The following is a 24,001-nucleotide window of genomic DNA, read 5'->3' as shown; positions in this document are numbered from 1 at the left end:
TCTGTTTCTTGCTCATGGTAAACTCCTAATGAGTATGTATAGTTTACCAAGTTAAACCCTCCTGTTTTTTAAGCACACATCAAAGTTGTGGTAAATGATGATTTTATATGCTCTGATTCAAAGGATAGAGCATATGTTTAAAAAATCCTTTCCATTACTTGAAATTGATATCAGTACGATTGTTGCTTTTAGCGAATAGTTCAAAGCGTTTATCAAGCAGGTCATCGGCAATGGTGATAAGTTGAATTGAATCCTTTTCGTATCTATCGCGAAATAGACTTAAATCAATATTGAAGTTAATTTCTGCATTTGGTTTAGCTTAAACAAGAATATTGACGTAACATTGGTCTGTCATTGTTCTTTGAATCCGACTTTGAATACATAAAATTTTATCTAAACCAATGTGATGAATGTGGTAGACAAATTTTTGATGTAATCGTTTCGCTGCTTGCTGTAGTAGTTTTATGTCACAGCCTAGGACATTAATCTCACAGTAAATTTTAAAACTAATTCGTGAGACTAGTACTGAATTGTACTGTCTGAATAGCCGACCAAGATGACGAGTGCTTTCTTGGCTTAGTAACCAGTGTCTTTCTTTTTTCTGCTCTAATTTAACCCGATTGCATCCTATATAAAACGTAGATGTCTTATTACTTAATATGATCATCACTGATCAGAGAACTTTCTTGAGTTTGATAAATTCAGTTTGATTTAAGCTAATTCAGTTAACTTAAAAATACGCTAAAGCCGTACAAGTATAGTTACACATTTCGCCACATTTCCAGATGTGGCTTTTTTTAATCTGGTTAACTTTAATTATCCAATACTGTAAATATTCTGTTCCGTTTACGATGGTTTGTTTAAGTCAAAAAATTTTGATCTCTGAGTAGCCTAAGCAAGGTTACATCTTAAAAAGACTGCTCTCGTATAAAACGAATTATATAAAATTGTAGATCAATCACTTATGTTTTAAGGGAGATTAAATTTCTCCCTTATTTAGATCATTTTCTTATACTACTTCATCTTAAAAAATCACAAATTTTTCATCTACAACATCTTAATATCATCCAAATATTTAAATTCTGATAACAGATGATTGATAGTCATCTATTGCATGAATTTTGAGTTTAATTCTAAAAAGTAAGGATGATTTTGTGATTCAGACAGCTCAATATCTCGATGGTGATATATCTAGAATTATTGAAATGGCTTGGGAAGACAGAACCCCATTTGAAGCGATCTCTCGTGAATATGGTTTGAATGAATCAGCTGTAATCCGACTTATGCGGCTTCATTTACAAACCAATAGCTTTAAGCTTTGGCGGAAGAGAGTAAGTGGACGTAAGACAAAACATTTGCAGTTGCGTTCGCCTGAAGTGTCTCGTGGTTACTGCTCACGCCAATACAAGCATCATTGAATAAGATCAGTGACAAATTAGAAGTTTCCGTTCATAACTAATTCTACAGTATAGATTTTATTTATATAGATCAATTGCATATCACTAAGGTAAAGTAATGTCTAATTTATCAATTGCTTATATTTTTCAACAACAGCAGCTTTTAGTGGATCAAGATTTCCAACTTCCTCAAGTCGAAAGATTGCATAACGATCTGGCGTTATCAAGTGATCATAAAGTGATTGCTCGAGATTTATCTGAAAATGAAACCATTCCTGAAGGATTCGATTTTGTACCGATTCGTCAATTAGTACAGTTTTGGAATAAGACGCAATTTGAGCAAGCAAGTCGAGCTGTACAATTACTTGAATGGCGACGTAATCATCAGTTTTGTGGTCGATGTGGAACTAAAACCACCCAGAGCATTGAGCAGTTTGCGATGGTTTGTTCAAGTTGTGGCTATACACAATATCCAAAAGTGAATCCATGTGTCATTACGATTATTACACGTGGGGATAATGAAATTCTCCTCGCAAAAAATGCACGAAATAAAACGAAAATGTATAGTTTGATCGCGGGTTTTGTTGAGGTAGGGGAAACATTAGAAGATGCCGTTCGACGTGAGACACTTGAGGAAGTAGGCCTACATATTAAAAATATAGAATATTTGGCAAGTCAGCCTTGGCCATTTCCAAGTAATTTGATGGTTGCATTTAAAGCAGATTATCACGCGGGTGAAATTGAATTACAGCAAGATGAGCTTAGTGATGCTCAATTTTTTAAATTTGATCAACTTCCAGAAATCCCATTTAAAGGCAGTATTGCCTATGCCATGATCATGCATATCATTCATGGTACAGCAGTCGCCGATGATACGAGTGAATGGTTGTAATATTTATTGATTCACTTATTAGCATTATTCGGGCGGATTTAGCCAATTTTATAATTCAGATATCCGAGTATTTTATGCTGAATTTTGCATAAAATACTTTCAGATTAAACATGAAAATAATTATAGTTTTATTTACTCATGAATTTATAATGAATGAAATTGAGAATGATTGATTTTATTTAGTGTTAAATGATATTTATTTTTAGTTTTTTGATATTTAAACTATTTTTTAAATTAATTTAAATTTAAGATCGCTTTTATAATGTAATAGTATGTTTTTATATATTTTTGAAATATGAATTTTAATGTCGGGGTGGTATGACAATTTTATATACTCCATAAATCTTTTAAATTAATTAGGTGGTTTATGTCGCACTTCAAGTTTTACTCTGCCCAGCTATAACATTCGAGCAACCGAAAATTTTTTTCAAGATTTATTTGGAATGCCATAATACAGGTTTGATTGATACCAGAACAGTGATACTGTTTTGTAAAATGTTCTGTGTATTAATGCCGAAGTCTAAATAGGATAATCAGTATGCAACTTAATCAATGGCCATTATTTCATCAACAAGCTTTTGTTGCTGGACAATGGTGTGATGCCGATAATCAACAAACTTCTGATATTTATAATCCTGCAACACAAGAAGTGATTGGTACTGTACCGAATATGGGCAAGGCAGAAGCCGAACGCGCAATTCAAGCAGCAGTTGCAGGTTGGGCAGCATGGAAAAATAAAACAGCCAAAGATCGTTCAACGATTTTAAAAAAATGGTTCGATTTGATGGTTGAAAATGCAGATCAACTTGCATTTATTTTGACGAGCGAACAAGGAAAACCTTTAGCAGAAGCGAGAGGTGAAATTTTATATGCTGCTAGCTTTGTTGAATGGTTTGCTGAAGAAGCAAAACGCGTTTATGGTGATATTGTTCCAAGTCCTTATCCAGATGCACGGATTATCGTGAGCAAGCAACCGATTGGGGTTGTTGCAGCAATCACGCCGTGGAATTTCCCTGCGGCAATGATTACCCGTAAAGTTGCACCTGCTTTGGCTGCGGGTTGTCCTTGTATTGTTAAACCAGCGCCAGAAACCCCATTTACGGCATTGGCTTTGGTCGATTTAGCGATTCAAGCAGGCGTACCTGCTGAGATTTTCACTGTCATTACAGGTGATGCGGTCACGATTGGGGATGCAATCTTTGAAAGTGATGATGTGCGTAAATTTACTTTTACAGGTTCAACACCCGTTGGAAAATTACTATATCAACGTTCAGCGCAAACGCTGAAAAAAGTTTCATTAGAATTGGGCGGTAATGCGCCTTTTATCGTCTTTGATGACGCAGATTTGGATGCTGCAATCGAAGGGGCATTAATTGCTAAATATCGCAATGCAGGACAAACCTGTGTTTGTGTGAATCGCTTTCTTGTTCAAGAAGGAATTTACGAAAAATTCATTGCTGCATTAAGTGAAAAGGTCAATGCTTTTGCAATCGGCAATGGTTTGGATGTTGGGAGTGAAATTGGTCCATTAATTAATGCCAATGCAGTGAAAAAGGTTGAAGCTCATGTTGCGGATGCCTTAGCTAAAGCAGGTCGTTTGGTCGCTGGTGGTAAACGTCATAGTGCGGGTGAGTTATTCTATGAACCTACCATTATTGCTGATGTCACCGCTGAGATGGATGTGGCGACTCAAGAAACATTTGGTCCATTGGCTGCTGTATTCAAGTTTGAAACTGAACAACAAGCCATTGAAATGGCAAATGCGACGGAATTTGGCTTAGCGGCCTATTGTTATACCAAAGATTTAGGACGCGCTTGGCGGATGAGTGAGCAGCTTGAATACGGTATGGTTGGAATCAATAAAGGCTTAATTTCCAATGAAGTCGCACCATTTGGTGGAATCAAACATTCGGGCTTAGGTCGTGAAGGTTCAAAATATGGGATCGAAGATTATCTTGAAATCAAATACACCTTATTTGGAGGATTGAATGCATGAGTAATGAAAAATTTGAAAAAGGCTTAGCCATTCGTAAACAAGTGTTAGGTGAAGCTTATGTCAATAATTCGATCAACAATACTGATGATTTTAACTTACCTTTACAAGAGTTAGTTACAGAGTATTGCTGGGGGGCAGTTTGGGGGCGAGAGGAACTGAGCAAGCCTGAACGAAGCTTAATCAATCTTGCCATGATTTCTGCGCTGAATCGTCCACATGAGTTGAAGCTGCATGTCAAAGGTGCTTTGCGTAATGGTGTACCTAAAGAAAAAATTCGTGAGGTGCTGCTACAAGTCGCAATTTATTGTGGTGTACCGGCAGCCGTAGATAGTTTCCAAATTGCTAAAGAAGCGATTCAGGAATATGAACAAGAAAATAACTAATTGAACGATTGAGCAAACATTACCCAGCTTATTGGTAATGTTTGCTTAAGTGATTTCATTTTGGCACTTCGCTCTTAAAGTGACATACCAATTGTTACGATTGTTTCGGTCAGGATGAATATAATTTAAACAGAGTATTTATTTTCTAAATAACCAATCAACTTTTATATACTGAGATATATGCAGCTTTATGTGTCTATTGGTGTAAATTATGCACTTCGTTTAAGGTGATTTTAATTCCATCTTGAGCAAAGAAAATTTGATATTTGATAGATCATCGAAAGAGTAAGGTATGCCCGCAAATCCTAGTAAAACCCAAAAACCTTTATATATTCCCTATGCTGGGAACGCTCTTTTAGAACTTCCACTCTTGAATAAAGGTTCAGCTTTTTCAACAGAAGAGCGTGAGCAGTTTAACTTGCATGGACTGATACCTAACAATATCGAAAACATTGAAGAACAAACGCAACGCTCTTATCAGCAGTACTTGTCATTTGACAATAACTTGAATAAGCATATTTATTTAAGAAATATTCAAGACACAAATGAAACTCTTTTTTATAATTTATTGAGTCAGCATTTAGATGAAATGCTACCCATTATTTATACACCAACCGTCGGCGAGGCTTGCCAGCGTTTTTCTGATATTTATCGTCGTCATCGTGGGATTTTCATCTCATATGCTGAACGTCAATACATCGATCAAATTATTCATAATGTAAATAAGAAAAATGTCAAAGTGATTGTCATTACCGATGGTGAGCGCATCCTTGGTTTAGGTGATCAGGGTATTGGCGGTATGGGAATTCCAATTGGAAAATTATCTCTATATACCGCATGTGGAGGTATTAGTCCCGCTTATACGTTACCGATTACGATAGATGTCGGTACAAATAATCAAGAATTACTCAACGATCCAATTTACATGGGATTGAAGCAACCTCGAATCAGAGGGGAGCAATATTACCAATTTGTCGAACAGATTATTTCTGCTGTGCGTGAACGTTGGCCGAATGTGTTGATACAGTTTGAAGATTTTGCCCAAATTAATGCAATGCCATTGTTGACTCAGTATCGAGATAAAATTTGCTGCTTTAATGATGATATTCAAGGAACTGCAGCAGTTACAGTTGCTAGTTTAATTGCTGCATCTAGAGCACTTGGTAAACAACTCAAAGATCAAACCATTACTTTTGTTGGTGCTGGTTCAGCAGGATGTGGTATTGCTGAGCATATCGTTAGACAAATGATGGATGAAGGTTTGAGCGATCATGAAGCCCGTTCACGTATTTTCATGGTTGATCGCTTCGGTTTAATGACTGATCAACAGCCCAATTTACTCGACTTTCAACAAAAACTCGCAACACCTGTGAATACAATTTCAGAATGGGAATATTCAGGACAAGAGATTGCGCTACTTGATGTCGTAAAAAATGCGAAACCAAGTATTCTGATTGGTGTATCAGGGCAAGCAGGTCTATTTAGTGAAGAAGTGATTAAAACTTTGGCTAAATATTATAAGCATCCGATTGTTTTGCCATTATCTAACCCGACTTCTCAAGTAGAAGCTCAGCCAAAAGATATTATTGAATGGACACAAGGTGCTGCAATCGTTGCGACAGGTAGTCCTTTTGCACCAGTATATTTCCAAGGTAAAACTTATACGATTGCTCAGTGTAATAATTCGTATATTTTCCCGGGAATAGGCTTGGGTGTGATTGCGTGTGGTGCAAATCATATTAGTGATGCAATGTTGATGGCTGCAAGCACAGCATTGGCAGATTGCTCACCACGTTTAAAAAATCCAGCTGCAGATCTATTGCCAAATATTAATGACATTCATCAAGTCTCCAAATTCATTGCTTTTAAAGTTGCAAAAGCTGCGATGGCAGATGGATTAGCAGTACCCATGAGCAATGATGTGCTGAAAAATGTGATTGAAGATAATTTTTGGACACCTGAATATCGAAATTATCGCCGAGTTACTTTTTAATTGAGCCAGATCTAGTTTGATTGATGAAATGTAAATGTAATTCAGTAATCTAGAACAGAACAAAACCTGACTGATCTTGAATGATCTTTCAGGTTTTTAGCTTATTATTACTCTCATACAACTATCTGTTATATTTTTTTTATAAAATCTGTATCTACCTTTATCATCTGTATTCATTCAAAGTATAACGAGGTTGATATGAATGGGCTAAATATGAGTTTTTTTAAAAAGAAAAATAATGCGAGTTTCGTATTTTTTATTATCACACTCTATGCTTTGATCGGTTTTGGGTTAGGCTATATTATTTGGGAATATTTTCTTTAAAATCAGCTTAAAATCTGATTTATAGCACTGTTTAGCTATTCATTTAATACAGCAAATTTAAGCTTGGTAATCTGTTTCGCTACAATGATCACATCTACTGGATGCGGCTTGGATTATATTCATCCAGCCATTCAAAACAATGAATAATATTCATAGCTCTTCATTAGAATAAATCATTTTATTCATAGATTTTTGTTCTGTACTCTAAAAATAAGCCGTATTTAAAAAATTACATAAATGATGACTTGGGACGATGATCATCACATCTTCATCATTTGAAAGAATAAAGAGTGTTGGAATGAGAAAACTCGATTTTGCAATTATAGATCCGCATATCCATCAATGGGATCCATATCATACTCCACATTCTGCTGCCTTGTTGGTTAAAGCTTTGGGGAATTATCCCCGTGTGATGAATAAAGTTATTCGAGTCGTTAAACCGAAGCCACTTTTAGACACGCTAGGATTAACTAAATATGCGTTGAGTCCTTATCTCCCTCAAAATTATCATGAAGATATGGGACATCATAGGATTGAAAGCGTAGTACATGTCGAAGCAAATTGGCATCATCATAAAGGCTTTGGTGTTGTCGAAGAAACCAAATGGATTCAACAATTAAATTTTAAAGACCAAAATTTAAAGCTAGGTGCAATTATTGCCACTGCTGATCCGCGAGATCGAAAATTTAAACAGATTTTAAAAGCACATCAAGATGCCAGCCCTCTATTTAGGGGGATTCGTAAAATGGCTTCTTGGCATGAGGATTCTGGTATTTATCGTTGGTGTGATCAAGCACATTTATATCAGTCTAAAAAATTCCTTAAAGGCTTTGAACAACTTGCCAAAATGGATTTATCTTTTGATGCGTGGACTTATTCAACACAAATTTCAGAAATTACAAAATTAGCGAAACAATTTCCTCAAACATCTATAGTCGTTGATCATTTGGCAACACCCGCAGGACTTTTTGGCCCTATTGGCAAAAAAACGGGTCAAACACCTTCACAACGTGCCGCCATTTTCCAGCAATGGCAGCGTGATTTGGCAGTTCTGGCTGAGCAGAAAAATGTTTATGCCAAGATTTCAGGGCTGATGATGCCCGTGTTAGGACACCGATTTTATCAACAATACCGTACTGCAACCGTCTATGAAATGGTGAATTTATTAACACCATTGATTCAACATGCAATACAGGTATTTGGCCCAGATCGAATCATTTTTGCTTCAAATTTTCCTATGGATAAAGCAAATACAACGCTAAGCGATTTGATCCAAGCTTATATTGAAATGATCACACCTTATGGTGATCAAGCGATGTATTCCATTTTTAGACAAAACGCTGCCAATTTTTATCAATTAAATTAGAGTCATCATATGAAAAGTTTTAATCAAAAGGTTGCTGCAATTACGGGTGCAGGTTCTGGAATCGGTCAACAACTTGCAATTTTATTAGCACAGCAAGGCGCTGATTTAGCTTTGAGCGATGTAAATGATCAAGGTTTAGCCGAAACATTGTCTTTAGTAAAACAGTATCCTGTAAAAGTTACCTTAACCAAACTGGATGTTTCTCATCAGCAAGCTGTACGTGAATGGGCGGAGAATAGTTTCAATGATCATGGCAAAATCAATTTGATTTTTAACAATGCTGGCGTTGCATTAGCAAGCACAGTAGAAGGTATGAGCTATGAAGAAATGGAATGGATTTTTAATATTAATTTTTGGGGTGTTGTCTACGGCACAAAAGAGTTTTTGCCTTATTTAAAGCAAAGTGGTGAAGGGCATATCATTAATATTTCTAGTTTATTTGGACTCACTGCTCAACCTTCTCAAAGTGCTTATAACGCAACAAAGTTTGCAGTGCGTGGTTTTACCGAATCATTACGTCAAGAATTAAATATGCAAAATAATGGTGTCAGTGCGACTTGTGTGCATCCAGGTGGTATACGAACCAATATCGCTAATAGTGCTCGTATGAGTGACAGTATTCGTTCTTTGGGTATGAACCCTGCAAAGGCTAGTCGATCATTTAATAAAGTTTTGAAAACCCCACCTGAAGAAGCTGCGAAAATCATTTTAGAGGCGGTCAAACAGGACAAAGCTCGAATATTGATTGGCAATGATGCCAAAATTTTAGATTTGATTCAGCGGATTACACCAACTCATTATTCTCAAGCATTGGATTTTTTAACCAAAAAAACTTCGAAAAAAAGTTAAAATATTCTTCAACCTAAGGATGCTCATTTAATTTGTGTGAGCATCCTAGTTAATTCATTTCAAGGTGAATTATCATCTATCATTATGTTTTATATGTAGAAAGTAAAATACTTGTTTCACTATTATAAATACCTGAAATATTTCGAATTCGTTCGAGTGCCTTGTCAAAATTTTCTAAACTGTCGGACTGTAATTCAACCAAAATATCCCATTTCCCGTTTGTAGTATGCAGGCGTTCAACGGCTGATTCTAGGCGTAATTCACGAATAACGGCTTGCGCTTTGGTTCCCTCCACCATGATATTCATCCACGCCCGAATAATATTTTTCTCCACATTAGGGCGAAAGCGTACAGTATATCCCGTGATGATACCCGTCGATTCCATGTATTCAATTCGTTTTTGCACAGTCGCTCTAGAGACTCGTGTTTTGGCAGCCAGATCTGTAATTGAGATCCGAGCATTATCTTTGAGTAAACCTAAGATAATATGATCAATATTGTTCATTTTGATACTTACTATTAGCAAATTGATAAAAATTAATTCATTTTAATCATTATAAAGAATTTTGTGAATCAATTTGATTCTTAATAATAATCAATATACAAAGCCCCAAACATTTTTTTCGAATGAATCAAGAGATCTATGTTGACACGGAACGATGGGGTAAGCGGAAACCTTTGCAGTAAGGGAATCTGTAGATAACAGGGACAATTGATTAATTAAGGAAAAGATGATGTCTTTATCATATGCGGCTCAAAATGGTAGTGCTTGGCAAACCTTTCTCACTCAAGTAGATCGTGTAGCACCTTATTTGGATGCCGACCTCAGCAACTTTGTCAACACACTGAAAACACCAAAACGTACGCTAATTGTTGATGTGCCAATCGTGATGGATGACGGCACAATTCGTCATTTTGAAGGCTATCGCGTACAGCACAATCTCTCTCGTGGTCCTGGTAAAGGTGGTATTCGTTATCACCAAGATGTTGAATTGAATGAAGTCATGGCCTTATCAGCATGGATGACCATTAAAACTGCGGTGCTTAATCTCCCATTTGGCGGAGCAAAAGGTGGTATTCGTGTCAACCCAAAAGAACTTTCAACACGTGAATTAGAGCGTTTAACTCGTCGTTTTACTAGTGAAATTAGCCCAATTATCGGCCCACAAATTGATATTCCTGCACCTGATGTTGGTACTAATGCCAATATCATGGGCTGGATGATGGATACTTATTCAAGTATTAAAGGTCACACGGTTACGGGTGTTGTAACTGGAAAACCTGTGCATTTAGGTGGTTCACTCGGCCGTGTTCGTGCAACAGGTCGTGGCGTATTTATTACAGGTATGCAAGTTGCAGAGCGTATCAAATTAGCTATCGAAGGCAGCAAAGTTGCAGTTCAAGGCTTTGGTAACGTAGGTAATGAAGCTGCTTATTTGTTTAATCAGGCAGGTGCAAAAATTGTTGCTGTGCAAGATCACACAGGCACAATTTTTAATGCCGAAGGTTTTAACGTAAAAGCATTACAAAAGCATGTTGCGGAACAGGGTGGCGTGAAAGGTTTTGCTGAAGCCACTGTGATCTCGGATGAGGAATTCTGGGATGTCGATATGGATATTCTGATTCCAGCAGCATTAGAAGGTCAGATTACGGTTGAACGTGCACAAAAACTCAAAGCGAAAATTGTGCTTGAAGGTGCAAACGGACCAACTTATCCAGAAGCAGATGATGTATTCGTTAGCCGTAACATTACTGTAGTTCCTGACGTAATTTGTAACGCAGGTGGTGTAACCGTCAGTTATTTTGAATGGGTTCAAGATATGGCGAGTTATTTCTGGAGCGAAGACGAAATTAATGAACGTCTTGACAAGCTGATGATTCAAGCCATGAGTGATGTGTGGAATACCGCAGCGCAAAAGCAATGTAGCTTGCGTACAGCAGCTTATATTTTAGCGTGTGAACGTATCCTCAAAGCTCGTAAAGAGCGTGGTATTTTCCCGGGATAAACCATCCATAAAGTTAAAGCAAACGGCTCATTGAATATTCAATGAGCCTGCATATCAAAACAGGAAGTGAGTAAATAAAATGAGCGAAGTCGCAATTACACGTAACAATTTTAATGATTGGATGGTGCCTGTTTTTGCTCCAGCAAATTTCATTTTGGTTCGTGGTGAAGGTTCTCGTATTTGGGATCAAAACGATAAAGAATATATCGATTTTGCAGGTGGTATTGCGGTTAATGCTTTAGGTCATGCCCATCCAGTTGCGGTAAATGCTTTAACAGAACAAGCTCAAAAACTTTGGCACATTGGTAATGGTTATACCAACGAACCAGTATTACGCCTTGCAAAACAATTGGTTGAAAGTACATTCGCTGACAAAGTATTTTTCTGTAATTCTGGTGCAGAAGCGAACGAAGCAGCATTAAAACTGGCACGTAAAGTTGGTTTACTCAGTGGTAATCCAAATAAAAATCATATTGTTGCATTTAAAAATGCATTCCACGGTCGAACTTTGTTTACCGTAACAGCAGGTGGACAACCTAAATATTCTCAAGATTTTGCACCTTTACCGGGTGGAATCGAGCATACGGCATTTAATGATTTAGATGCTGCTAAAGCTATTATTACTGAAAATACCTGTGCGGTGATCGTAGAACCGATCCAAGGTGAAGGTGGTGTGTTACCTGCTGACATCGAATTTTTGAAAGGCTTACGTGCGTTGTGCGATGAAAAAGGCGCTGTGCTGATTTTTGATGAAGTACAAACAGGCGTTGGGCGTACAGGTTCACTTTATGCCTACATGAATACTGGCGTAACCCCAGATATTTTAACGACGGCAAAAGCCTTAGGTGGTGGTTTCCCAATCGGCGCAATGATTACTACAGATCATTATGCCAACATGTATGCGGTGGGTGATCACGGTACGACTTATGGTGGTAATCCATTGGCTTGTGCAGTGGCAGGTGCGGTATTTGAATTTATTAATACACCAGAAGTTTTAGACGGTGTTAAAAAACGTCATCAATATTTCATGGATGCTTTGCATAAAATCAATACTGAATATGGTTTATTCAAAGAAATCCGCGGTCAAGGTCTATTAATTGGTTGCGTTCTGAAAGATGAATATGCAGGTAAAGCAAAAAATATCGTGACCTTGGCGGGTGAAGAAGGCTTGTTGGCGTTGGTTGCAGGTACTGATGTCGTACGTTTTACCCCTTCACTGATTATTCCAATGGAAGATATTGACGAAGGTTTAAATCGTTTTGCTCGTGCCTTAGCACGCCTCTAAATCTTGTTGTGAGCATCTAACCATGATGATTGTTAGACATGCAGCGCATCGGGACTTAGATGATATTTATCGTTTAGCGCAAAGAGCAGGAGAGTCGGGCATTGGCTTGACCTCCTTACCAAAAAACAAAGAAATCTTAGCTGAACGTATTACGCGTACGACTCACACTTTAGCGGGCTTAACCGAAAAGTGTGAGGCAAGTTATTTGTTTGTTTTAGAAGATACCAGTATTCACAAAATTGTGGGTGTGAGTGCGATTGAAGTTGCAGTGGGGTTAAAAGAACCATTTTACAACTTCCGTGTAGCAAAACAGGTGCATGCCTCTAAAGCCTTAAATGTGTATAAGACTTTAGATACTCTTTTTTTAAGTAATGATCATACTGGTTGCAGTGAACTCTGCACTTTGTTCCTTGATCCTGAATACCGCAAAAACCAAAACGGTAAGTTTTTATCAAAAGTACGTTTTCTGTTTATTGCAGCGTTTCGTTCTTTCTTTGAAGAAAGATTGATCGCTGAGATGCGTGGTTTTTCAGATCAAAATGGACATTCGCCATTTTGGGATTCGCTCGGTTATCTATTTTTTGATATGGATTTTGCAGCTGCGGATTATTTAAGTGGTGTAGGACAAAAAGCGTTTATCGCCGAACTCATGCCGAGATTTCCAGTCTATGTTGATTTGCTGACCTCAGAGGCGCGTGCTGTGATTGCTGAAGTACATCCGCACACATTACCTGCGGCAAAAGTGTTGATGTCAGAAGGGCTTAAATATCAGGGTTATGTGGATATTTTTGATGCAGGACCAACACTGGAAGCCAATACCGCTGAACTACGTGCAGTCAAAGAGAGTCGTTTGCTCAACGTTCAAATCACTGAGCAAGTTGAAACGACAGAAACTCATTTTTTGGTTGCGAATGACCAATACCAAGATTATTGCGTGTTGTTGATCAATAACAAAATCACTGAAAGTGACACTTTGCACATGACAGCAGCACAAGCACAAGCACTGAATATTGCTGAACACGATCAAGTACGCGTTTTAGCATTAGAAAAAATGGAGAAGAACTAATGTCACAAGGTGCATTATTAATTGATGGTGCTTGGATCCAAGGACAAGGAACCGCATTCAGTAAAACCAACCCTGTTAACAATCAGCAAATTTGGGCAGGTCATGAAGCCAGCCAAGCTGATGTTGAGCAGGCATGTCTTGCTGCTCGTCAGGCATTTCCTGCTTGGGCACGTATGCCGTTAGAAGATCGTATCGCAATTATTGAACGTTTTGCGAGTCTACTTGAGCAGAATAAAAATGAATTGGCTCAAGTGATTAGTCAAGAAACCAGTAAACCACTTTGGGAAACATTGACCGAAGTGCAATCGATGGTTGGCAAAGTCGCGATTTCAATTCGTGCTTATGATCAACGTACGGGTTTCAGTGAAACTAGAATGCCAGATGGTATTGCTTCACTACGTCATCGTCCACATGGTGTTTTGGCTGTATTTGGTCCATATAACTTCCCAGGTCATTTGCCAAATGGTCATATTGTTCCTGCATTGATTGCAGGCAATACCATAGTGTTTAAACCAAGTGAACTTACCCCTTGGACTGCGGAAGAAACGGCAAAGTTATGGCAGCAAGCAGGTTTGCCGAATGGCGTATTGAATATCGTACAAGGTGGGCGTAGTACAGGTGAGGCACTTGCTGCGGCTGAACAAATTGACGGTTTGTTGTTCACAGGCAGTGCCAATACAGGCTATCACTTGCATAAGCAAATGGCAGGCGCGCCTGAAAAAATACTTGCTTTAGAAATGGGTGGTAATAATGCCCTTATCATTGATGAAGCAACTGATATTGATGCGGTCGTGAATTTAGCGATTCAATCCGCTTTTGTTTCGGCAGGACAACGTTGTACTTGTGCACGCCGAATCATTGTTAAGCACGGTGTAAATGGTGATGCCTTCATTCAACGTTTTGTAGAAGTCGCGAAGAATCTAGTTGTTGGTGAGTGGAATGCTGAACCACAACCATTTATGGGTGGTGTGATTTCTTCTCGTGCTGCTGAACAAATGTTAGTAGCACAAACTAAACTGATTGCTTTAGGTGCAAAACCATTATTAGAAATGACACGTCCACAAGCAGACAGTTCATTGTTAACAGCAGGTATTTTAGATTTAACACAGGTCGATGGTATTCCTGATGATGAATACTTCGGTCCATTGACGACGATTTATCGCTACAACACTTTTGATGAAGCATTAAGCATCGCCAATAACACTCGCTTTGGTTTAGCGGTTGGTTTGGTTTCACCTGACCGAGATTTATTTGATCGTGTGTTGGTTGAAGCACGTGCGGGTATTGTGAATTGGAATAAACCATTGACTGGTGCTTCAAGTGCAGCACCATTTGGTGGAGTAGGTGCTTCTGGTAATCACCGAGCGAGTGCCTTTTATGCAGCAGATTATAGTGCTTGGCCAATGGCATCATTGGAAAGTGATAACGTGACGCTTCCTGCAAAATTATCACCGGGCATTGTGCTCTAAGACGGATCGCATCGGGACACATGGAGAATAAAATGTCTGGTTATGAAATCAATTTTGATGGTTTAGTTGGTCCTACGCATCATTATGCGGGCTTATCATTTGGTAATGTGGCTTCAACTAAAAACCGTAATAATGCATCAAATCCTAAGCTTGCGGCAAAACAAGGCTTGAAGAAAATGAAAGCCCTTGCAGACTTAGGGTTTAAACAAGGCGTGTTTGCACCACAAGAGCGTCCGCATGTACCAACACTGCGTCGTTTAGGCTTTACGGGTAGTGATATTGATGTAATTGCTCAAGCTATGCGTACGGCACCTGCGTTGCTATCATCATTGAGTTCAGCGTCATCGATGTGGACCGCGAACTCGTGTACGGTATCACCATCGGCTGACAGTGCTGACGGGCGGATGCATTTTACTGCTGCAAACCTAAATAATAAGTTCCATCGGTCAATTGAGCATCATACAACGACTCGTATTCTTCAAGCGATGTTCAAGAATGATGTATATTTCGCACATCATGAAGCGTTGCCAGAAGCTGCTTTATTTGGCGATGAAGGTGCAGCCAATCATAATCGTCTAGGCGGTGCTTATGATCAGGCTGCCGTGCAAGTTTTTGTTTACGGTCAACAACAACTTGGTGGTACGGTTGCACCACAAAAATTCCCTGCACGTCAAACGCGTGAGGCGAGTGAAGCGATTGCGCGTTTACATCGGTTAGATGCAAAGCGTACTGTATTTATTCAGCAAAATCCTGACGTGATTGATCAAGGCGTATTTCATAATGATGTGATCGCCGTGAGTAACCAACAGGTGTTGTTCCATCACCAACATGCTTTTTTAAATCAAGCTGCAGCCTTAGATGAAATTCGTCACAAGATGGCCGAAATTGAACAAGAGTTTGTTTCGATTGAAGTGCCTGAAAGTCGAGTGAAGGTTGAAGATGCTGTTTCAACTTATTTATTCAACAGTCAAATTTTAACCCATGCTGATGGTGGCATGAGCATTGTTGTACCAGAAGAATCTCGTCAAAACTCAGCCGTTTGGAGTTACTTAAATGACATGATTCAAATGGGAACACCAATTGACGACATTAAAGTATTTGATCTGCGTGAAAGTATGCGGAATGGCGGCGGACCTGCATGTTTAAGACTTCGTGTTGCTGTAAACGAAGCTGAGCTGAATGCAGTCAATCCAAACTTGTTCATGAATGATGCTTTGTTCAAAACACTGAATCAGTGGGTGGATCGGCATTACCGTGATGAGTTAACGCAGGATGATTTGGCTGATCCAAGTTTATTGATTGAGAGCCGTACTGCGCTAGATGAACTCACTAAGATTTTAAATTTAGGCTCGGTTTATCACTTCCAAAGATAAAACAGTAAAGAACGGCTTTTAAGGATGAAAGTACATGGTTGATCTACTCGCGTTGACTTTAGCGCAACAGGAACCCGAGCAAATGCAGGGTGAAACAGTTGAGTTTACATGGCAATGGCTAGGTGAAGGGTTACTGCAATGTACACCTAAAACAGCGTATAGAAAAACCATGGTGCTTTCTGCTGGAATTCATGGTAATGAAACAGCACCGATTGAATTAATGTCTCGCATCATTAGTGACCTATTTGCTGAGCATTTAAAATTAGCGGTGCGTGTACTCTTTGTTTTAGGTAATCCTAAGGCAATTCGACAAGGTGTTCGTTATCTCGAAAATGATATGAACCGAATGTTTTGTGGTGCATATCAGAAGTTAGCACAAGATGATGAAACGCATCGAGCAGCACAATTAGAACAGTGTACTTCAGAGTTTTTTGAGCAAAGTCAGTTTGAAGCACAGCGCTATCATTATGATCTGCACACTGCAATTCGTGCATCATTACTGCCTGTATTTGCATTATTTCCCTATCAAACACAGCCCTATGATGACTTCCTGATTCAAAGTTTGAATGCTGCGGATTTGGATGCTTTGGTGTATCACAATGCGGTTGGAAAAACCTTTACTCATTTTACTGCTGAACGATGTCAAGCGGCGAGTAGTACCTTGGAGTTAGGCAAAGCAAAGCCGTTTGGTCAAAATGATTTAGCTGAATTTGCGAGTACCGATCAGGTTTTACGTGCGGTACTTTCAGAGCAGCCTTTGCCATGTAGACAGAAGCCAAGTATTCGCCAATTTAAGGTGGTGGACTCCGTTCTAAAGCAGAGTGACGATTTCCAATTGCAATTAAGTGCTGATGCACCTAATTTTTCAACCTTTCAGAAAGATGAGGTGATTGCAACTCAGCAAGCAGGCAATTATGTCGTCGATAATCAACAAGTTTGGATTTTATTTCCAAATCCAAATGTGAAGATGGGCTTGAGAGCTGGACTGGTTTTAAAGGAAATTGGGTAGCATACACATACATCGACTTTTAAAAAATGGATGTGATACGGAATAGGCGTAAATGGAGTTTGAATATGGATGTTCAGTAGAAAACAAAAGATCGGAAAAAATATCCATTGGATATTCATTTTTATGAAGTGGAAAGCAAGGACAGGTTGTCATAAAAAGATAGTTGGAGTGATCGTGTATGATTAACAATATGGAAGTGGGTAAGCCGCTAAAACGTGCCATGACGAAACGTCATTTGGTGATGATTTCATTAGGTGGTGCAATTGGAACGGGCTTATTTTTAGGCTCAGGTGATGTGATTTCACAGGCAGGTCCCATTGGTGCGATTCTCTCTTACCTGCTTGGTGGTATCATTGCCTACATGGTGATGCTGTGTTTAGGTGAGTTGGCAGTACAGATGCCAGTTTCGGGTTCATTTGGTGAATATGCCAGAACCTATATTGGACCAGGCACGGGCTATATGATCACATGGTTGTATTGGTTGACTTGGACTGCAACATTAGGTACTGAATTCACAGCTGCAGCTTTACTCATGCAGGAGTGGTTTCCTTCCATATCCATGTGGACATGGACCTTATTATTTGCAGCACTGGTCTTTACGCTGAATGTGAGTTCCACTCGGTTATTTGCTGAGTCGGAATTTTGGCTATCTTTGGTTAAAGTTCTCACCATTATCTGTTTTATTGCATTGGGCCTAGCCGCTATTTTTGGCTTGATCTCCTATCATGGTCATGAGTCAGCACCGCTGTTTAGTAAATTGACCGAGCATGGTTGGTTCCCAAATGGTATTTACCCAATTTTTGCCACAATGCTGATCGTTAATTTTGCATTCTCTGGTACAGAACTGATTGGGGTTGCCGCAGGGGAAGCTGAAGAACCTGCGAAAACGGTACCGAAAGCAATTAATGCTGCAATTTGGCGTTTATTGATTTTCTTTGTTGGTACGATTGTGGTGATTTGTGCATTACTGCCTTATGAAATGGCAGGACTCAATGCAGAAGGCGTAAGTAATAGTCCATTTGTAACGGTATTTAATTACATCGGCATTCCATATGCAGAAGATATTATTCGTTTTGTGATTATTACTGCACTTTTATCGGCTGCTAACTCAGGCTTATTTGCTGCTTCTCGAATGATGTGGTCATTGTCAGCGCAGAATCAACTTCCTAAAGTGTTTGCTAAATTGACACGTTCAGGTACGCCAATTATTGCCATTATTGTCACCATGTTTGGTGCAATTCCTGGTTTATTATCTGAACAATTTGCGCCTGAAACCATTTTTAAAAATTTACTGGGTGTTGCTGCTTTTACTATGGTCGTGGTTTGGATCTCAATTTGTGTGAGCCAATTTAACTTCCGTAGACAATGGATTAAGTCTGGTAAAACCGTAAAAGACCTTCAATTTGCTGCACCGTTGTTTCCGTTGACACCAATTTTAGGCGGGGCCTTCTGTGTCATTACTTGTATTAGTATGGTGGCAGATCCGTCAATGCAAGTTGGTTTTGTCTGCTGTGTTCTATTTATCATCGCCTGCTATGCAAGCTACTATATGTTTTATAAAAACAAAGCTTAACTGTATAAGCTAATCTTTCATAAAAGACGAATCCTTACTCAGAATCTTTGAGTTGAGATTCGTCTTTTTTACTTTAGGAAATGACCATTTAGCTGTTTATAAAATGTAAAAAACTTCAAATAGAGATGACAAAAAAGAGCAAGTGCCGTAGTACTTGCTCTTTTCATTTGATTTAGGATATTTACTTATAGGTAAATATCGCTAGTCATGTTTTAGAAGAATCCAGCAGGTTTAGTTGAATAACTCACCAATAAATTCTTGGTTTGTTGATAGTGATCTAACATCATTCTGTGGTTTTCACGACCCACGCCTGATTTTTTATAACCACCAAATGCAGCATGGGCAGGATAGATGTGATAACAGTTTGTCCAAACACGGCCTGCTTCAACTGCTCGACCAGCGCGGTATGAAGTATGTGCAGAACGAGCCCAAACCCCAGCACCTAAACCATAGATGGTGTCATTTGCGATTTTGATGGCTTCATCAAAATCTTTGAACGTTGTTACAGATAGAACTGGTCCAAAAATTTCTTCTTGGAAGATCTGCATCTCGTTGTGTCCTTTGAAGACAGTTGGTTCGATATAGAAACCTTCACCCACTTCTTGTCTAGCACCACCACCCGTAAGAAGTTCAGCGCCTTCTTCTCGACCCATGTTAATACAACGTAGGATTTTTTCCTGTTGTTCTTGTGAAGCTTGTGCACCAACCATTGTTTCAGTATCAAGTGGATGTCCAACTTTGATACGTTTCACACGCTCAATGGCTTTTTCTAAGAACTTATCCGCAATACTTTCTTGAACTAATGCGCGAGATGGACAAGTACAAATCTCGCCTTGATTGAGTGCGAACATTGCAAAGCCTTCAAGTGCTTTATCAAGAAAATCATCTTCTTGATCCATAACATCTTCAAAGAAGATATTTGGAGATTTTCCACCAAGTTCTAAAGTGACTGGAATAATATTCTCAGTTGCATATTGCATGATCAACTGCCCAACTTGGGTTGAACCTGTAAATGCAATTTTGGCAATACGAGGATTAGTGGCAAGTGGACGGCCTACTTCGACACCATAGCCATTCACAACGTTTAATACACCAGCAGGTAGAATATCTTGGATTAATTCTAAAACAAGTAGAATGCTTACAGGTGTTTGTTCTGCTGGTTTTAATACGACACAGTTACCTGCTGCTAGTGCAGGAGCAAGTTTCCATGCAGCCATGAGAATTGGGAAGTTCCATGGAATAATTTGTCCAACGACACCTAGAGGTTCGTGGAAATGGTAAGCGATTGTATCTTCATCGATTTCTGAAATGCCACCTTCCTGTGCACGGATACAACCAGCAAAATAGCGGAAGTGGTCAATTGCCAATGGAATATCGGCAGCAAGTGTTTCTCGAACAGGCTTACCATTATCCCAAGTTTCTGCAACGGCAAGATATTCTAGATTTTGTTCTAGTCTATCAGCGATTTTAAGTAAAATATTTGAACGTACTGTCGGAGAGCTTTTATTCCACTCAGCTTTGGCTTTGTGTGCTGCATCTAATGCGAGTTCGATATCTTCAGCTGACGAACGCGGTACTTTTGTAAATACTTTGCCATCGACAGGAGAGATATTATCGAAGTATTCTCCTTTAATAGGTGCTACCCATTGACCGCCAATAAAGTTCTCGTATTGAGCTTTGAATTGAACCTTTGAATCAGGTTGATTAGGATCGACATAACGCATATATATATTCCTTTGCTTATAATTGATCTGTTAAGCATCTACAGCTTTGGTATAAGGTACTTTTGTACGCTATTTGATTAGGATATAACTGGGAAGGTTGGAGAAAGGTTGGAAATCGTGGTCATTAGTAAGGGATACACAAATGTTTACAAAACGAGACCTATTACAACAACGAACATCAATTGATCAACTTAAGCGACACAATAGTTTGTCGCCGCAAAGTGCTGAAATGTTAGGACAAAGTATTGCCAGTTCTTGGCAACGCTCAGCATCTTGTGCTATTCCAAAAGAGCGCTTGGCTGCACCTTTATTGGCACAACATAAGAAAGTAAAAACGACTTTAGATTTAGCATTAGAGGCTTGTTCAAATGATCTCAGTCATATTGCGGCACAATCATCTATGGTGATTGCGGTTGGCGATGTGGGGAGTACAATTATTTGGACTGCTTCCAGTACGCAGATGCAAAGCGCCGCTGAAAAGGTACATTTTATTGCAGGCGGTCAATGGGCAGAAGAAGAGGTTGGGACGAATGCCTTAGCGCTGTCTTTAAAGACTCAACAATCTAGTTGCGTGTTTTCAAATGAGCATTATATGGAATCAGTGCATGACTGGGTTTGTTATGCAGCGCCAGTGATTGATCCCTACTCCAAACAAGTGTTAGGTGTCGTGGATTTATCCACAACTTGGAAAAATCACAATACGCTCGGTGTATTGGCTGCTGAGCGTTGTGCATCTATTATTCAAACCGCTCTGATTGAACAGCAACGTCAGCGTTTATATATCCGCGCTTTTACTTCACCGCAAGTGATGTTTAATAATAAATCTTTGGTTTTAACGCCGCGTCAAATTGAAATTTTGGCAATTTTAGCGCTCTGTCCGAATGGTTTAAATTTAGAAAATTTACATCAAGCGCTTTATGGTGAGCGTAAAGTCAGTGTTGGAACGTTAAAGGCTGAGATGTCACAGTTACGTGATATTTTGGGCGGAATGCTAGGCTCAAGACCTTATCGCTTACTTGCAAATGTAGAAGCTGATTTTTTATATGTGGAACAGGCACTTGATTCGGGTTATATCGCCTCAGCATTACAATTGTATAAGGGTATCTTCTTATCAAAAACAGAAAGTCCTTTCCTATGCGCATGGCGAGATTGTCTTGAATCACGTCTCAGCGATATGATTTTTAAAACCAAAGAAATTGATGTATTACTGAAACATGTAGCTCATTTTCCTGAAGCAATTGATGCCGTTGAAAGATTAATTGAATTGTTACCTTTAGATCATCCTGCTCATCAATCGCTGAGCAAATTCAGAGATATGTCATAACAATAGCGGATTTAAAAAATAAAATTTTGTTTTAATATTCAATAACAAAGGGTGATATCTTTTGGAATGTCATTTAGGTGGCATTAGAAAAATTTGTCTAAAGGCATATCATCTAATCAAATTGAAAAACAATATGATTCGCTTAATTTAGTTCATAACCTTTAAACAATATAGCAGCGTTTGACCTTATCAAAGACACGGTTAATTTAGAAAAAATGATTCACAAGTTCGCTGAAATTTGATTCGATTATGGATGTTGATAAGCTCAATGAAGTAAAAAAGGGAATACCTTTTGAGGGGTATTCCCAAAATCAAGTAAGCCGACGGTCGGAGAGATTCAGCTTACTTCTCGGGAAAAGCGTGGATTACAATGCTGCTTTAAAAATCTCAACAACTTGGGCATGCGTTGCTTTGCGAGGGTTAGTCAGCATACAAGCATCTTTTTGAGCATTTTCAGCCATGATTGCAAGATCTTCTTTTTTTACGCCAAGTTCAGTTAAACCTGATGGGATACCGATTGAAGATGATAATTCCCGAATGGCGTCAATGGCTGCAAAAGCCGCTTCAGTTTCTGTAAGCCCTTCAGTATTTACACCCATAAGTTCAGCAATTTTTGCATAACGATCCTGACAGGCAATTAAGTTGAATTCACAGACATGGGGTAACAGTACCGCATTACATACACCATGCGGCAGATTATAGAAACCACCTAATTGATGTGCCATCGCATGAACATAACCTAGAGATGCATTGTTAAATGCCATACCTGCCAAGTACTGTGCATAACTCATGGCATCACGTGCTTCAATATTTTCGCCATTGGCAACAGCAGGACGTAACCATTGACTAATCATGGTAATCGCTTTTTCTGCACAGGCATCGGTGATTGGGTTTGCTGCAGTCGATACATAAGCTTCAACTGCATGTGTAAGTGCATCCATTCCCGTTGCAGCGGTTAAACCTGCTGGCTTTGCAACCATGAGTTTAGGGTCATCAATTGCAATCAGTGGGGTGCAGCGCCAGTCAACAATTGCCATTTTTACGTGGGTATCGGTATTGGTAATAATACAGAAACGGGTCATTTCTGATGCAGTACCCGCAGTCGTATTAATCGCAATAAGTGGGGTCATTGGTACTGTACTTTTATCAATACCTTCATAGTCACGGATATGACCACCGCCAGCCGTGACGAGTCCAATCCCTTTTGCACAATCGTGTGATGAGCCACCACCTAAAGAGACAATAAAATCACAGCTATTGTCGTTATAGGCTTCTACACCATGATGCACATTGATGTCAGTTGGATTTGGTTCAGCGCCTGGAAAAATGTGGCTGTCTACGCCTGCATCTTTTAAATATTGTGCAATGGTGTCTGCGACACCAAATTTAAATAAGCCTTGATCAGTTACGATCAGTGCTTTTTTTGCACCAAGATTCTGTGCTTTCGCACCGATTTCTTTTGCACAGCCTGGTCCAAAGAGAGATACACAAGGGATGTAAAAACCGTTAGTTTGATCTGCAATATTTTTAAAAGCCATGGAGCGATTCCTTCTTCCATATTCCATTGTTTGTTATTCAGTGATCTCATCACTGTAGGCTCAGTATGCAAGGCTCAAAAATTTTTCCTACCTACCAAAAACCTACCAAGAAATGTCTCAGACTGTTTAAATGAAATAATATGAATTTTTATCTCGGCGCAATCGATGCATATTAGAAAATTAAATATCTGTATTTTTTACTGAATATTAATGTTGTTAAATAATTGTTTTTTAATGTAATAAAGAGTAAATCTAACATTTTATTCACGGTTTTATCTCTATAAATTGTTTAGTCAATTTTGATAAAATCAAGAGGATAAAATGAAAGCTAAAACTTTATTTGGCATGGCAATGATGTGTGCTTAAAAAACAGGAGGGTTTAACTTGGTAAACTATACATACTCATTAGGAGTTTACCATGAGCAAGAAACAGA

Annotated in this window: 19 protein-coding genes; 16 read left to right on the top strand and 3 right to left on the bottom strand. The window is 38.9% G+C overall.

Annotation, left to right across the window (positions count from 1 at the left end; translation table 11 throughout):
* Positions 1–1,205: 1,205 nt before the first annotated feature.
* The 8 genes from M5121_RS13610 to M5121_RS13575 all read left to right on the top strand — a co-directional run bounded on the left by M5121_RS13610 (position 1,206) and on the right by M5121_RS13575 (position 9,200).
* The gene (locus M5121_RS13610; protein WP_046738190.1) at positions 1,206–1,418 is read left to right on the top strand and encodes a TIGR03643 family protein; all 213 of its coding nucleotides are present in this window, start codon (positions 1,206–1,208) and stop codon (positions 1,416–1,418) included.
* Positions 1,419–1,515: 97 nt separating this feature from the next.
* The gene (gene nudC, locus M5121_RS13605) at positions 1,516–2,289 is read left to right on the top strand and encodes an NAD(+) diphosphatase (RefSeq protein ID WP_249571455.1); all 774 of its coding nucleotides are present in this window, start codon (positions 1,516–1,518) and stop codon (positions 2,287–2,289) included.
* A gap of 538 nt (positions 2,290–2,827) precedes the next feature.
* A complete protein-coding gene (locus tag M5121_RS13600) occupies positions 2,828–4,285 on the top strand; it encodes an NAD-dependent succinate-semialdehyde dehydrogenase (RefSeq protein ID WP_249571454.1) in 1,458 nt (485 codons plus the stop codon).
* The gene (locus M5121_RS13595) at positions 4,282–4,668 is read left to right on the top strand and encodes a carboxymuconolactone decarboxylase family protein (RefSeq protein ID WP_087537219.1); all 387 of its coding nucleotides are present in this window, start codon (positions 4,282–4,284) and stop codon (positions 4,666–4,668) included. Before M5121_RS13600 ends, M5121_RS13595 begins: the two co-directional genes overlap by 4 nt.
* 292 nt (positions 4,669–4,960) lie before the next feature.
* Positions 4,961–6,661 carry an NAD-dependent malic enzyme gene (locus tag M5121_RS13590; protein ID WP_241283735.1) on the top strand — a complete coding sequence of 567 codons (1,701 nt, stop codon included), beginning with the start codon at positions 4,961–4,963 and terminating at the stop codon, positions 6,659–6,661.
* Between the two features lie 213 nt (positions 6,662–6,874).
* Positions 6,875–6,985, top strand: coding sequence for a hypothetical protein (locus tag M5121_RS13585; protein ID WP_249571456.1), 111 nt, complete (start codon positions 6,875–6,877; stop codon positions 6,983–6,985).
* 298 nt (positions 6,986–7,283) lie between these two features.
* Positions 7,284–8,351: an amidohydrolase family protein gene (locus M5121_RS13580; protein WP_249571453.1), complete on the top strand. Its 1,068-nt coding sequence runs from the start codon at positions 7,284–7,286 to the stop codon at positions 8,349–8,351.
* Positions 8,352–8,360: 9 nt separating this feature from the next.
* Complete coding sequence (locus tag M5121_RS13575; RefSeq protein ID WP_249571452.1) at positions 8,361–9,200, top strand: SDR family NAD(P)-dependent oxidoreductase; 840 nt, start codon at positions 8,361–8,363, stop codon at positions 9,198–9,200.
* Between the two features lie 82 nt (positions 9,201–9,282).
* On the opposite strand, the gene M5121_RS13570 is transcribed toward M5121_RS13575, so the two are convergent.
* On the bottom strand, positions 9,283–9,705 hold the full coding sequence (locus M5121_RS13570) for an Lrp/AsnC family transcriptional regulator (RefSeq protein WP_004660976.1): 423 nt from the start codon (positions 9,703–9,705) through the stop codon (positions 9,283–9,285).
* 226 nt (positions 9,706–9,931) lie between these two features.
* On the opposite strand from M5121_RS13570, the gene M5121_RS13565 reads away from it, so the two are divergent.
* The 7 genes from M5121_RS13565 (at position 9,932) to M5121_RS13535 (ending at position 18,981) form a co-directional block, all read left to right on the top strand.
* Positions 9,932–11,206 carry a Glu/Leu/Phe/Val family dehydrogenase gene (locus tag M5121_RS13565; RefSeq protein ID WP_249571451.1) on the top strand — a complete coding sequence of 425 codons (1,275 nt, stop codon included), beginning with the start codon at positions 9,932–9,934 and terminating at the stop codon, positions 11,204–11,206.
* A 79-nt stretch (positions 11,207–11,285) separates the two neighbouring features.
* Positions 11,286–12,491, top strand: a complete 1,206-nt coding sequence (locus M5121_RS13560; RefSeq protein WP_249571450.1) for an aspartate aminotransferase family protein — start codon at positions 11,286–11,288, stop codon at positions 12,489–12,491.
* A 22-nt stretch (positions 12,492–12,513) separates the two neighbouring features.
* A complete protein-coding gene (gene astA / locus M5121_RS13555) occupies positions 12,514–13,557 on the top strand; it encodes an arginine N-succinyltransferase (RefSeq protein ID WP_249571449.1) in 1,044 nt (347 codons plus the stop codon).
* Positions 13,557–15,026, top strand: coding sequence for a succinylglutamate-semialdehyde dehydrogenase (astD, locus tag M5121_RS13550; protein ID WP_249571448.1), 1,470 nt, complete (start codon positions 13,557–13,559; stop codon positions 15,024–15,026). Before astA ends, astD begins: the two co-directional genes overlap by 1 nt.
* A gap of 32 nt (positions 15,027–15,058) precedes the next feature.
* Complete coding sequence (gene astB / locus M5121_RS13545; protein ID WP_249571447.1) at positions 15,059–16,399, top strand: N-succinylarginine dihydrolase; 1,341 nt, start codon at positions 15,059–15,061, stop codon at positions 16,397–16,399.
* A gap of 34 nt (positions 16,400–16,433) precedes the next feature.
* On the top strand, positions 16,434–17,408 hold the full coding sequence (astE, locus tag M5121_RS13540; protein WP_249571446.1) for a succinylglutamate desuccinylase: 975 nt from the start codon (positions 16,434–16,436) through the stop codon (positions 17,406–17,408).
* 178 nt (positions 17,409–17,586) lie between these two features.
* Positions 17,587–18,981: an amino acid permease gene (locus M5121_RS13535; RefSeq protein ID WP_087537208.1), complete on the top strand. Its 1,395-nt coding sequence runs from the start codon at positions 17,587–17,589 to the stop codon at positions 18,979–18,981.
* A 212-nt stretch (positions 18,982–19,193) separates the two neighbouring features.
* Here M5121_RS13535 and exaC read toward each other — a convergent pair whose 3' ends face one another.
* Positions 19,194–20,705: an acetaldehyde dehydrogenase ExaC gene (gene exaC, locus M5121_RS13530; RefSeq protein WP_249571445.1), complete on the bottom strand. Its 1,512-nt coding sequence runs from the start codon at positions 20,703–20,705 to the stop codon at positions 19,194–19,196.
* A gap of 142 nt (positions 20,706–20,847) precedes the next feature.
* Between exaC and M5121_RS13525 the strand changes: the two genes are divergently transcribed.
* Positions 20,848–22,029: a transcriptional regulator gene (locus tag M5121_RS13525; protein WP_249571444.1), complete on the top strand. Its 1,182-nt coding sequence runs from the start codon at positions 20,848–20,850 to the stop codon at positions 22,027–22,029.
* A gap of 365 nt (positions 22,030–22,394) precedes the next feature.
* On the opposite strand, the gene mdh is transcribed toward M5121_RS13525, so the two are convergent.
* Entirely contained in the window at positions 22,395–23,567 is a 1,173-nt protein-coding gene (gene mdh, locus M5121_RS13520) for an iron-dependent methanol dehydrogenase (RefSeq protein ID WP_249571443.1), read from the bottom strand.
* Between the last annotated feature and the right edge of the window lie 434 nt (positions 23,568–24,001).

Origin of the sequence: Acinetobacter sp. ANC5681, from assembly GCF_023488045.1 — a bacterium.
In the GTDB taxonomy this organism is placed as follows: domain Bacteria; phylum Pseudomonadota; class Gammaproteobacteria; order Pseudomonadales; family Moraxellaceae; genus Acinetobacter.
This window is presented reverse-complemented; position numbering and strand designations above follow the sequence as displayed.